Source organism: Bacteroides sp. MSSM.1001136sp1_RTP21357st2_D2_RTP21359_211015 (assembly GCF_040913205.1).
In the GTDB taxonomy this organism is placed as follows: Bacteria; Bacteroidota; Bacteroidia; order Bacteroidales; family Bacteroidaceae; genus Bacteroides; species Bacteroides ovatus.
This window is the reverse complement of sequence record NZ_JBDFVF010000006.1, coordinates 77,764-90,895: the sequence shown is the minus strand read 5'-3', so window position 1 is coordinate 90,895 and position 13,132 is coordinate 77,764. Positions and strand designations below refer to the sequence as shown.

At 38.9% G+C, this 13,132-nt stretch carries 12 protein-coding genes; all 12 read left to right on the top strand.

Annotation, left to right across the window (positions count from 1 at the left end; translation table 11 throughout):
* The first annotated feature begins 6 nt into the window (after positions 1-6).
* The 12 genes from AB5217_RS06305 to AB5217_RS06250 all read left to right on the top strand — a co-directional run bounded on the left by AB5217_RS06305 (position 7) and on the right by AB5217_RS06250 (position 12,976).
* Positions 7-3,270 (top strand): DUF4450 domain-containing protein, encoded by a 3,264-nt coding sequence (locus AB5217_RS06305; RefSeq protein ID WP_032846031.1) that lies wholly within the window; start codon positions 7-9, stop codon positions 3,268-3,270.
* A gap of 35 nt (positions 3,271-3,305) precedes the next feature.
* Entirely contained in the window at positions 3,306-4,715 is a 1,410-nt protein-coding gene (locus tag AB5217_RS06300) for a glycoside hydrolase family 28 protein (protein WP_185968689.1), read from the top strand.
* A gap of 28 nt (positions 4,716-4,743) precedes the next feature.
* Positions 4,744-5,079, top strand: a complete 336-nt coding sequence (locus AB5217_RS06295) for a hypothetical protein (protein WP_004304482.1) — start codon at positions 4,744-4,746, stop codon at positions 5,077-5,079.
* A gap of 269 nt (positions 5,080-5,348) precedes the next feature.
* Complete coding sequence (locus AB5217_RS06290) at positions 5,349-6,041, top strand: hypothetical protein (RefSeq protein ID WP_004304486.1); 693 nt, start codon at positions 5,349-5,351, stop codon at positions 6,039-6,041.
* Between the two features lie 37 nt (positions 6,042-6,078).
* Positions 6,079-6,801 carry a DUF4369 domain-containing protein gene (locus AB5217_RS06285; protein WP_118032528.1) on the top strand — a complete coding sequence of 241 codons (723 nt, stop codon included), beginning with the start codon at positions 6,079-6,081 and terminating at the stop codon, positions 6,799-6,801.
* 295 nt (positions 6,802-7,096) lie between these two features.
* Positions 7,097-7,606 (top strand): DUF4251 domain-containing protein, encoded by a 510-nt coding sequence (locus tag AB5217_RS06280; protein WP_032846649.1) that lies wholly within the window; start codon positions 7,097-7,099, stop codon positions 7,604-7,606.
* A gap of 16 nt (positions 7,607-7,622) precedes the next feature.
* A complete protein-coding gene (locus tag AB5217_RS06275; RefSeq protein ID WP_032846647.1) occupies positions 7,623-8,438 on the top strand; it encodes a DUF4369 domain-containing protein in 816 nt (271 codons plus the stop codon).
* Between the two features lie 26 nt (positions 8,439-8,464).
* Positions 8,465-9,298, top strand: coding sequence for a DUF4369 domain-containing protein (locus tag AB5217_RS06270; protein ID WP_032846646.1), 834 nt, complete (start codon positions 8,465-8,467; stop codon positions 9,296-9,298).
* Entirely contained in the window at positions 9,291-9,665 is a 375-nt protein-coding gene (locus AB5217_RS06265) for a DUF1573 domain-containing protein (protein ID WP_368112666.1), read from the top strand. Before AB5217_RS06270 ends, AB5217_RS06265 begins: the two co-directional genes overlap by 8 nt.
* Positions 9,666-9,912: 247 nt before the next feature.
* The gene (locus AB5217_RS06260; RefSeq protein ID WP_230595660.1) at positions 9,913-11,253 is read left to right on the top strand and encodes an O-antigen ligase family protein; all 1,341 of its coding nucleotides are present in this window, start codon (positions 9,913-9,915) and stop codon (positions 11,251-11,253) included.
* Positions 11,157-12,563, top strand: coding sequence for a discoidin domain-containing protein (locus AB5217_RS06255; RefSeq protein WP_229115796.1), 1,407 nt, complete (start codon positions 11,157-11,159; stop codon positions 12,561-12,563). The genes AB5217_RS06260 and AB5217_RS06255 overlap by 97 nt, the downstream gene beginning before the upstream one ends.
* On the top strand, positions 12,554-12,976 hold the full coding sequence (locus AB5217_RS06250; protein ID WP_004304505.1) for a PD-(D/E)XK nuclease domain-containing protein: 423 nt from the start codon (positions 12,554-12,556) through the stop codon (positions 12,974-12,976). Before AB5217_RS06255 ends, AB5217_RS06250 begins: the two co-directional genes overlap by 10 nt.
* The last annotated feature ends 156 nt before the right edge of the window (positions 12,977-13,132 follow it).

The following is a 13,132-nucleotide window of genomic DNA, read 5'->3' as shown; positions in this document are numbered from 1 at the left end:
AAAAATATGAGTTATTTTCATCTGAATCTTATTTTAAAAGGAAAGCTGACAGTTTGTTGCCTCTTGATGTTGCCGGCGATACCATTAAATGCTCAAAGAGAGGCAAAGCAGATCGGTGACTTTAAAGAATCCATCTCCTTGAATGAACATCTGCGAGGTACAAAAAGGACGTTGCAATATCGTCCCGATGGTGATGAGTTTGTTTGTGTCAATGGTAAGAATCGGTATACCCGTGCTTTGTACGGTAGTCACAGTCCCTTTCGGGTAGAAACAAGTGACCGGCCGGTTTTTGCTTTTTATAATAACGGACGCGGAGGAAATATAAGTTTCAAAGTCATTCTTCGTGACGGAACAGAATTGGCGCTTGACTGCACCGGGCATTGTGAATCCCGTTATTCGGCTGGAAAACGTACCTATTATTTGACAGACCCGTCTTGGGGAAAAGGAGAACTGCGTATTTCTGTATTGGCATTAGCCGATATGGATGGAGCTATTTGGCGTTTTTCTCCTTCGAATATGCCTAAAGGAGCTATACTTCGTTGGCAACATGGGGGAGCTACCGGAAAACGTTTGAGTCGTAATGGAGATATGGGGGTAGATCCGGCTGATTGCTTCGAACTTCCTGTCGAAGCGACTGACCTTGTCACTGGTGAACTTCCTTTGCAGAAAGAAGTATACTTGGTACGTGGGGAGGTTCCCGAAGGTTATAATGTCCGTAAGCTCTATCAACAAGCGGAGGCAGCTTCTTTGGCATTGGCTTCTCATTTGAAGATAGAAACGCCGGACCCTTATTTGAACACGTTGGGTGGTGCATTGGTCGCAGCTGCCGATGGAATTTGGGACGGGCAGGTTTGGTTGCACGGTGCTATTGGCTGGCGTATGCCGTTAAGTGGGTGGAGGGCCGGATATACTGGTGATGCTTTAGGTTGGCATGACCGGGCACGGACTCATTTTGATGCTTATGCAGCTAGTCAGGTGACTGATGTCCCGAATACAATACCTCATCCGGCACAGGATTCTACAATGAATCTGGCGCGTTCGGAAAAACGTTGGGGAACTCCTCAATATAGTAATGGGTATATTTGCCGGAATCCTGAACGTAACAACCAGATGCACCACTATGACATGAATCTTTGTTACATGGATGAATTGTTATGGCACTTCAACTGGACGGGAGATACTGCGTATGTCCGCAAAATGTGGCCTGTGATTACCCGCCATCTAGCTTGGGAAAAATTAAATTATGATCCGGACAATGATGGTTTATATGATGCATACGCTTGTATTTGGGCAAGTGATGCGCTTTACTACAACAGTGGCGCAGTCACCCATTCGTCGGCTTATAACTACCGTGCCAATAAAATGGCAGCTTTTCTTGCTTCTTTGATAGGCGAAGACCCTTCACCTTATCAGAACGAAGCCGAGCAAATATTGAAAGCGATGAATAAGCGTCTTTGGATGCAGGGCAAAGGTTGTTGGGCGGAATATCAGGATTTTATGGGACATCGCCGGCTTCACGAAAGTCCGGGATTATGGACTATATATCATGCACTCGATAGCGACGTTGCCGATCCTTTTCAAGCTTATCAGGCTACACGGTATGTTGATACGGAAATACCACATATCCCCGTGTATGCCGATGGACTGGAAGAGGGGTATGCAACGATTGCCACTACCAATTGGTTACCTTATTCCTGGAGTATCAATAATGTGGCTTTCGCAGAGGTAATGCATACAGCTTTGGCCTATTTCCAGGCAGGACGTCCGGAGGAAGCATATCGATTGATGAAAAGTTCATTTCTGGATGGTATGTACTTAGGTAACAGTCCCGGCAATTTGGGGCAAGTCAGCTTTTATGATGCTGCCCGTGGAGAGTGTTATCGTGACTTTGGAGATCCGATAGGGGTAGCTTCCCGATTACTGGTACAAGGATTGTATGGCATTTTACCCGATGTATTGAACGGGAAGATGGTGATTCGTCCGGGATTTCCCGCAGGATGGTCAAAAGCTTCTATTTCTTTGCCTGACATAACCTATCACTTTGTCAGGGAGAATGATATAGATATTTACCGGATAGAGCAACGTTTTAAGGCACCTTTGGCATTGACATTACAAGTGAATGTCGGAAGGGAAAGGATTCATTCTGTGAAAGTAAATGGGAAAGAAGTTGACTGGAGCTTTGCGGAAGCTGCTTCCGGTTATCCGGTGGTTGTTATTCCTGCTTCTTCTGCCCAAAAAGCAATTGTCGAAATAGTGTGGGGAGGAAACAGTCTGAATCCGGTTCTACCTGAAATACAGGCGGAGGCTTTAGCGGAGATCCGTGTTCCATCCATTTTAGGGGCGGTATTCGGTGAAATATATGATCCGCAGGGAGTGCTGATACAACCGAATGTTAGTGATACATCTATAAGAAGTAAGGTCAATGATCATTTGGGGCATCATACATTCTTTGTTCGCACGAAACAAGGACAGATGGAATGGTGGCAGCCTGTAAACGTACAGATTACAAAATCGGAAAAATCACCGGTCATTCTTCCTTTCTCGCAGGTGAATACGTCAGAGTGCCGGGTGATGAATATGGATTCTTTGTTCAATGCGAATGTGACAGATATTTTCCGGAATGAGTATCTGACACCCCGTTCGCCTTATACCACTTTACAACTTCCTGTTCAGGGCATTGGCGAGTGGTGTCATCCGAAATTAACTGCTGATATTGATGATGCAGGTTTGCGTGCCTTGGTACGTGATGAGATGCTGACTACCAAACTGGGTGTGCCGTTCCGAACATTGGCTCAAGGAAGCAATATTGCTTTTACTTCGTTGTGGGATAATTATCCCGACAGTTTGAGTATTCCGCTTTCCGGTCGGGCTTCTCATGCCTATTTAATGATGGCAGGCAGTACCAACCACATGCAGTGTCGCATTGCTAATGGTATTGTTCGTGTATACTATACAGATGGAACTTCTGATGTATTGGAATTAGTGAATCCGGATAACTGGTGTCCTATTGAGCAAGATTTCTATGTTGATGGTCAGGCATTCACTGTTGTTTCTCCCCGTCCTTATCGCATTCATTTTAAGACGGGTTTGGTTAGCAATGACTTGGGAAAGGACTTAGGCATAAAGGGTGTTTATGGACGTTCCATCGAGGGAGGAGCAGGTGTACTTTTGGACATGCCTCTGAATCCTTCCAAAGAGTTAAGTCATCTGACGTTGGAAACACTTTCAAACGATGTTGTTATCGGTTTGATGGGAGTTACATTGCAATAAAATAAAAATAACATATTAATAAAAGGATAAGAATTATGATGAGAAGAACTATTAATTTACTACTGATGTTGCTTTTTGTGGCAGAGGTAACATCTGCGAATACTGTTGATTTTGATAAAGCATTTAAAGAAAGCGCCCGTATCGAAAAACAGATTAAACGGACCTCTTTTCCGAAACGAACATTTCTTATAACTGATTTTGGAGCAAAAACGGATGATGAGGCTAATCCTTGCCATGAAGCCATTAATCAGGCTATTTTACAGTGCAGTCTGTCAGGAGGTGGCATAGTAATTGTTCCTAAAGGCACTTTTTATACCGGACCTATTACTTTAAAGAGCAATGTGAATTTCCATCTCGAAGAGGGAGCTGTTTTGAAATTCTCTACAGATCAAAGCCTTTATTTTCCTGCTGTTTTAACTCGTTGGGAAGGAATTGATTGCTATAATGCTCACCCCTTGATTTATGCTTATGGTGAAAGCAATATTGCCATAACAGGAAAAGGTATTATTGACGGACAAGGTAGCATGGAAACTTGGTGGCCGATGTGTGGGGCCGTAAAGTATGGTTGGAAAGAAGGCATGGTGGCTCAACGCAATGGAGGTCGTGAACGTCTGTTGATGTATGGTGAAACATCGACTCCTGTCTACAAACGTCTGATGAAACCGGAAGACGGGATGCGTCCGCAACTATTGAATTTACATTCCTGTCACACCATCTTGATTGAAGGTGTTACTTTGTTAAATTCTCCATTTTGGGTGATTCATCCTCTTTTCTGCGAGAGCTTGATTGTTAGCGGAGTGACTGTTTTCAATCGTGGACCTAACGGAGACGGATGTGATCCTGAATCTTGTAAGAATGTGTTGATAGAGAATTGTACATTTGACACGGGTGATGATTGTATTGCCATTAAATCAGGACGTAATGAAGACGGGCGTAAATGGAATATTCCCAGTGAGAACATTATCGTACGTGGTTGCATGATGAGGAATGGACATGGAGGAGTAGTGATCGGCAGTGAGATTTCCGGTGGTTACCGTAACTTGTTTGTAGAAGACTGCCGAATGGATAGCCCGAATCTGGATCGTGTTATTCGTATTAAGACGAGCACTTGCCGCGGAGGACTTATAGAAAATGTATTTGTTCGTAATGTAACGGTAGGACAATGTCGTGAAGCTGTGCTTCGCATCAATCTGCAATATGAGAATCGGGAGAAATGTAAGAGAGGGTTTGACCCGATTGTCCGTAATGTGCATTTGAAGAATGTAACTTGTGAGAAGAGTAAATTGGGTGTGCTTATTATAGGGCTGGAGGATGATAAACATGTATATAACATCAGTGTAGAGGATTCTCATTTTAATAATGTAGCCAAAGGAGCAAATGATATTAAAGGGGCGAAAGATGTGACTTTCAAGAACCTTTATATCAATGATGAATTGGTGAAATAGAATATAGTTGTAATAGATAAAAATAACTATGGATGAAGAAGAGTGGAAGACTGCCTATGATGTACAAATCTATGTTACATCTTTATCCGCAATAAGCGATTGCAATTGGAATAGATTAGAACTCTGGGTAAATTTTCATCAAGATGGTTTTATCTATAAGTTGAGACATTATTACCCTGTACTTTCAGAAGATGATATACATGTCATTCTTTTGTTACGTATTGATTTTAGTAATGCGCAGATTTCAAAGTTATTCCAGATTCTAGGAAGTTCTTTTCGAATACGCCGTAGTAGATTGAAAAAGAAAATGAATGTTTCTTGTGAATCTATTACTGATTTTATTAAATCATTACGTTTGGAATGATCTTTCTTTAAAAACCATATTTAAATGCGTATACATTGGCTGTGTATACGCATTTGTATACGGTTGAAATTTGTATTTCAATTTATAAATGTCGTCCTTTGTTACAACAAGAGCGATAAACTTTTATTTGTACTAATATTATGGAAAAATACAGCTCCTTATCTTATATAATATAGATGGAATTGGAAGTGAACTATACAATTTTTAAAAATATATGGTATTGCTCTGAAAAAGATATTCAAAATTAGTAATCTCTAAAAGTCATTCTTATGAGAAAGTGGAATTGTGGCTTTGTTATGGTTGGATTAGCCTTTCTAATCAGTATTTCAGTACTTAGCTGTCAGACGGATGATGCTGACGATTACTCTCAACAGGCAGAAGATGTGACTGCTGCAGATCTCTTTATTGCTTCGGAAGCTTATCAGAATTTGGAAAAAGAAATAGGAAAGGACATGAGAAGAGAACAAAACGCAATCTCTAAATTGTCTAAAGAAGACTTGGAACAATATCGCTTACTCCGGAAAAATCTGCTTAATATCGAGACTCGTACCGAAGCAATTACTCAATTAAAGATTCTGACAGGATATGATTATCAAGCTAACCGTAATCGTATTTCTTCTTTGGTCAGGGACGTTTTTAAAGATGCTGATTTTACTAAATTAGAATTGATGAGGGCACGACAAAAAAGTCGAATGTACAAAGTCGTGATTACGCGAGCAGATACCAATGCAGAACTACGTGAAAAATGCAAAAAAGATTGTGCGGAAACGGCCAAAGAAGAAATAATGGAATGTCATAATCATTTTAACGAGAATATTGAGGATTTACCTGCGAGTGAATTTCCCAATGGTGATAATTATAAATTCTGGGTAAAAGTAAGAGATGCTTGTCTATCGGCTGCAGGAACAAAAGAAGGAAATTGTGAAAGCAGTTGTGATAAAAGCTATCCAGATGAGGAGTAAATTTTAATTGTAAGAGTAATATTTAATAGTCGTAATAATGAAAAAATATCTATTTATTTTTATTTTCGTATCTATAGCCCAGCTATTCTATGGACAAGAAAAATACACTATCCAGGGTGAATTACCCGACCATTCGTTAGATAATAGTTATTTGCGTTTGACTAATAGTTCAGCTCTTAGTCAAGAAAAAGAACGAATTAAACATTTATTTATTGATAGTATATTGGTGGTTGACGGGAAATTCCATTATGAAGGTGTACTTTCACAAAAGCCATTCTTGGCGTATCTTTATAGTGCAGGGACAAAAAGAAAGATGTTGGATTTCGGCCTGTATTTTATAGTTGAGCCTGGTAATATTCATATCCGCATCGCTAATTGGGCAGATGAGGGTGTGGTATCAGGTACTCCTATTAATGAAGATTATAATACCTATATGATCACAAGGAGAAGTATGGAAAATCAATTACTCTTTTTAGAGAAATATGCCCAATACCCGGATGTCGTACGGTTCCACTTATCTTTTTTATTGAACGGACGAAGAATGTCAAGGGATCCTAATTTTCCAAAATATCTACAGATTCTCGACCGAATGCCTAAAGCAGATCGGGATATTCTTTTGGCTTGGCTGGACTATACTATTAAAAAGTATGAATATGAAAAAAAAACCAAACCATTATTGGACAGTATACGTAACAATGCCCCTCGTTTCATCGAGACTATTCCGAGTAATTCATCATCAACAACGATGAAAAATAAGTAGAATTTTAGTCTTATTGTGATTTGTGTGACGTGTTTTTGATTATGAAATTGACAATCAGCGGGAGAATAAGTGCCCTATATGTTACTACCTTAAAAATAGTTTTATGAAAAAAAGCAAAGCTTTCTTGAATATGGTTGTGTTAACCTTTTTAATAGCTATATCTATGCTTAGTTGTCAATCGAATGATGATTATTTGCAAATCGGAATAGGCAATTGTGAGAGTAGTAATGGTACGTGTCCTATAACCGTATTTCATTAGGCTTTTTATACATCCATATTTAAGTTATAATCTAATATGAAAGTAAAAAGGCAAATTCTTGTTCTATTTTTGACAATGCTGGTAGGAATTCCGATTCTTTCTGCCCAAAGCAAAAAAGAACAAAAGAAACAAAAGGCGGAAGTTGTCGGAAAGATTGTTACATCAAAAGTCTACAAGATAAATGTAGGTACTTGCATTCTTCCATGTAAAGCTCCTATATTATTGAATGAGTCTGATTATTCAATAGAAATTAAAAATGATTCTATTTTTTCTGATCTTCTTTATCTCGGTCAAGCTGATATACCATACAGGAGAGGAGCTGAACTTTACTTTCAGGCTCCTTTGAAAAAATATACTATGGATATAGATAAAAAGAAAAATGCTCACATCAAGTTTTCAGCAAATACAACAATAGGTAATTGCAACTTTTATATTAAGGTATATTCCAATGGAAGTGCGAGCATTTATATCACCTTGCAGCAGGGGAAAAGTATCAATTTTTTAGGAGAATTAAATATGCGAAGAGAAGAAACGGAGTCTCTGTAACACTTAAATTATTATCATGAGAAAATATCTATTCATATTAATGTTTGTATCTATAGCCCAACTATTTTACGGACAAGAGAAATACACGATTCAAGGTGAATTTCCAGATAATTCGCTAGACGGAAAATATATAATACTGACAGATAAGTCTTTTCTTCCTGATGAGTACAAACGTAAATGGAAAGCATCTGACGATGAAGTAAAGATATTGGTAACTGATAAAAAATTCTATTATAAAGGGGTAACTACACGAAAACCTTTTTTGGCGCAAATATATTACGATAGACCAACATTCAGTGGTCAGACAAGTGCGACTTCTTTTGTAATAGAACCTGGGAATATCCAGATCCATATAACCAATTGGTATGAGGAAGGAAATGTATCGGGTACTCCTATTAATAAAGACTATAATACTTGTGTCATTGAACGGAGAAATCTGGTAAATAGAATTTTTAGAACTATCCGTTTAAAGGGGCAGACTTCGGAAGCTGAAGGAGCTTATTCTTTTGGTTCAGCATTTGAGGATTTTGAAAAAGGTGAATTGGCTTTCTTTGAGAAATATGCCAAATATCCGGATGTTATCCGAGTAATGTTATCTCGTTATTTGGAAGTTAAGGACTTAAATAAAAGATTGGTGGATGCTAAATATTTACGTATTCTTGACTTAATGCCCAAAACGGATCGGGATATTTTGATAGCGTGGCGAGAGTATACAATGAAGAGAGAGGAGTATTGGGCAAAGGGAAGAGCGTTGACCGATAGTCTTAATCGTAATGCTCCTCGTTTTATTGAAAGACGGGTAAATAATATGCTTGATATAACTGTAAAATGATTTTATAGAATTGAAGTGTAATTAATATGAAAGAGAAACTGTTTTTTCTCATTATAATCGTATTTTCTGCTCAATTACTTTTGGGGCAAGAGAAATTTACGATTCGGGGTGAATTCCCTGATAATACTCTAGATGGTAAATATGTGTTATTAATAGATAAATCGTATCTTCTTGAAGAAAGGGAAGGACAAAAACAAGCATACGACAACAGCATAAAAATAAAGGTGATTGGCAAGGAATTTTTTTACGAAGGAACTGTCACACGAAAGCCTTATTTTGCACAAATATCCTATGATGGTTCATCGTTCCATAAAGAGACTGATATTAATCTTTTTGTGGAACCTGGGAATATCTATATTCGTATGGTCGATTGGGATACTGACGCTAATGTATCGGGCACTTCCATCAATGAAGATTACAATACTTACATTCTTGAGCGAGAAGCTCAATGGAGTGCTGTATATTGGAATAGAGATCGGAGAAAAGTGGCGGAAGATAGTACTAAAACAGAGAATAGTAACTTATTAGATACATCAGTAACTGAACAGCGTTCAGAAGGTCGGTTTACTTTTCTTGAAAAATATGCAAAATATCCGAATGTCATCCGAGTCATGTTGGCTCGTGATTTAAGGACAAAATATCCGATTAGGGAGTCTGAACTCTCTCAATATCTACGCATTATTGATTCAATGCCCCAAGCGGATCGAGATGTTTTTTTGTCATGGTGGGATTATATTATAAAAGAACGAGAATTTAAAAAGAAGACCAGAATAATATTAGATAGTTTGATCGGTGATCCACCTCGTTTCATCGAGACTATTCCAAGTAATTCACCATCAGCGACAATGAAAAATGAGTAAAATCTTTGGTCTTATTGTTATTCTGATGATTTGCGTTTCTTGCAATCAAAAAAGGAAAGCAGAGGTATCTCTGTCTTCCTATACACACGATTTCGGAATAATTAGTTCTGATATAATTTGTCGTGATAGCATTACAATCACCAATGTAGGCAATGCCAGGTTGGAAATAGGAGAGATCGAAACTGGATGTGGATGTACACAAGCATCGGTGGAGAAGTATGAATTAAATCCTGACGAATCGTGCTCGCTTCATTTTTCTTTCAATCCGAAAGGAAAAGGAGCAAGGGCAAAGGAAGAACTAATTATTATCAATGCAAACACAGACTCCCTCTTTTATATTCTGCAAGTTAAGGCAATTATTCAGTGATAATGTTTTTACGTTTTCTTTTTTACTTATCACCACCTTATACTTATCGGCTGATTGGTTTATGGATAGGTATTTTATGCCTAAAAATATAAGTTTCATTGTCGGCATCGTAATATGGGGAGGTATTTGCATAGGGAACTGGAAGCGAAAAATTAGACTGTCTGTTGATTTTCTATTTCTGTCTTTTACTGTTTTTATGGGATATGTTCTCGTTTGCAGTCTCTTTACATCGCAATATATACACAGTGTGTACATTGTATCTGGATGGATTCTTTTTGTGTTGATGCGTAATAGAAAAAATCCTACAGAAACATTTAATAGCATTTTAGCTGTCGTTGGAGTTTTGTCGGCCTTGTATGGCTTGCTGCAATATGTAGGGTGTATAGAAACTCAATCTTATTTTCCAGTTACCGGTTCTTTTGATAATCCCGCCGGATTTGCTGCGAGCATCGTTCTCTGTTATCCTTTTCTTTTGTGTCATTCTTCTAACGGAAAAAGAAGAACGTTCAAGGTTATGGCGTGCCTTCTCCTCATTATAGTCGTTATCTTATCCGGTTCGAGAACAGGTGTATTTACTTTATGTGTAGTAACACTTCTTTTTTATGCTCTCCGTTATCGGAAGTTAATTCATAAAAGGCGCATCTTTCTTATCAGCGGAGGCGCTTTGTTTCTAATAAGTTTATTCATTGGTCTGATTTATCTAAAACCAGCTTCCGCTTCCGGTCGTGTTCTGATTTGGAAAGTATCTGCCGGATTGTGTAAGGAACATATAATTCAGGGAAACGGACTTGGTTCTTTTAAGGCGGATTACATGCCGGAACAAGCCAAATATTTGTCTTCCTCCCATGCTGATGAAAGCGATAGAATATTGGCAGGAAACACGAATCATCCATTTAATGAGTATCTGTTGCTGCTGATTGAACAAGGACTCATAGGAATCGCTTTATTCTTATTGTCGTTGATTGCTGTTTTTCGAAGTAATGTGGCATTTGACACTCCAGCCATACTGACGCTTGTTTCTATTGCTATATTTTCCTGTTTTTCTTATCCATTCAAATATGCTTTTGTTTGGTTCATGATTATCTACTGCCTCGCTTCACTTAATCAACGGGAGGTTGCTCTACGAACAATACGTTTCAACAAGCCATTTTTATTGATTATTCTTTTTATACTCTGTTTCTTTTTGATTAAGAATATCATTTTCGAGCGTACATGGAAACGAATTTCGTTGGTTGCAGAAAAGAACAATGGTTTGCTGGATAATGAATTATCTGTATTTACCAAGCTATATGATGAGTGGAATGGCAATCCCTATTTCTTGTACAATTATGCATCAGAATTGAAAAATGTGGAATTGTACAAACAAAGCGTCAACATATTCTTGCATTGCGAATCTTATATCAATACGTATGACCTGCAAATGCAATTGGCGGATAATTACTATCAAATGGAATGTTGGGAAGAAGCTGAAAGACGATATAAGCTGGCACAATGTATGTTTCTTATAATGACATTTGGAATAAAACACCCTATCATGCGGCAGAAGCTATTAATATTAAACTACGTGATACCGTTATTGTCGATTTGAAAAAGCCTCTGAAGTGGCATGCGTTATATAAGGTTCCGTTTTGGTGCAATATTCCTTCCAATTCTTGTGAGACAAGGACAAACACAGCTTTAGCTATCATGCGCAGTAAGGGGTTTGCGGTTTCGTATGATTTCGTTTTGCAGTGGCCTACAAAAGCACATGCACATTCGTGGCTTAGTATTTTGATAGATCACGATCGCCGAATGGTATGTGAAGGAGGGCATGAACCTTTTTTAGCTACCCTACGACCGGGTGAGTGTAAGGGAAAAGTATATCGAAGAACATATTCTCCCAATTCGGCCTTAGTCCGGCTGAATAAAGAAGCTGGTAGTGTCCCGTCAACGTTGCGCAATGTGTTTATAAAAGACGTTACGGATGAATATGCAACGACCATTGATCCTGTTTTTCCTGTACTTTCCGGGAAAAGAGAACGCAAAGAAAAATATGCATATCTGGCAGTATTTGACAATGCGAAATGGGTTCCTATTTGTTTTTCGGAAATAAAAGATAGTAAGCAGATCGTCTTTGATAAAATAGAGAAGGGAGCTGTCTATCTGCCGGTATATTATATAAATGGAAGGGTTCGCCCATTCAATTATCCTGCCTTGTTGAATGAGAAAGGTGAACTGGAGTTTTTAAATCCCGATAGTACACGTAAAAGAAGTATTAGTTTAAAACGGAAATATCCCTTAACACGCAAAGCGTTCACTACAGCACTCCGTTTAAAACACAGCATGTTTCAAGCAGCACACAAGGAGGATTTTAGTGATGCCGTCACAGTACATACGTTCAAAGAGTATAGCGTATCGGGTAGTATAAATGTGAGCGATACTACAAAGTATCGTTATTGGCGTTATATCTGTCCAAAGCCCTACCGCTGTAATATTGCAGAATTGATGTTCTTGGATAAAGAGAATAAAAAACTGACAGGAACAATTATTGGTTCTGAAGAACGAAGTAAAAATCCTCATTATAGCCGTTCTGCTGCTTTTGATTTAGATCCGTTGACATTTTTCGCATCTAAAACTTTAAGAGATGGTTGGGTAGGATTGGATTTGGGCAAACCGGAATCTGTTGGAAGAATAGGCTATATGACACGTAATGATGACAATAATGTTCGTATTGGAGATACTTACGAGCTTTTTTATTGGGATATGGATTGGGTGTCGTTGGGCAAACAAATAGCTGACGATTTTAGTCTAACCTTTCACCATGTACCACAAAATGCTTTACTTTTATTGAGAGATCTTACTAGGGGGACGGATGAACGAATTTTCTTGTATAAAGATGTTAAGCAGATATGGTATTGATTCATCGGCAAAATGCCATCCGTGAATTTATCGACGGCGAGGCGCACGTCAAGGGATTCCTGCTGGCTTACTTAGGGTTGACGCAGGGCTACATCCTTCTTCCCGAATACGAATCTTCCAAAGGTTATGCGGATTTCTACATGATGCCCGATCTGGTGCGCCAGCCGGACATAGTCTACAGCTATATCGTGGAGGTGAAGTATGCCCGGCGTGACACCTCCGATGCCGACATCGCCTTGCTGAAACGTGATGCGGCAGAACAGTTGCGCCGCTATGCCGATGATGGGAAGGTGGCCCGCACGAAAGGGAATACCCGGCTTGGATTGATTACGCTGGTGTTCAAGGGATGGGAATTGGTGGCACTGGAGAAGCTGGCGTCCAGAGCGGATTGCGAAAATGCATCAGAAGCCTAAATATGGTATCCGATTTTTTTTAATATTTATGCTTGAACATTTGGACGGGCGTCTGCGGAGGCTTCTTATTATAAGGGGAATATGACGCATGTGTAACCTTTAGGTCTTCGCTTGCCTGTTAATCTTTATTTGTGCTAAAAGTTTCACAGGTTTCAT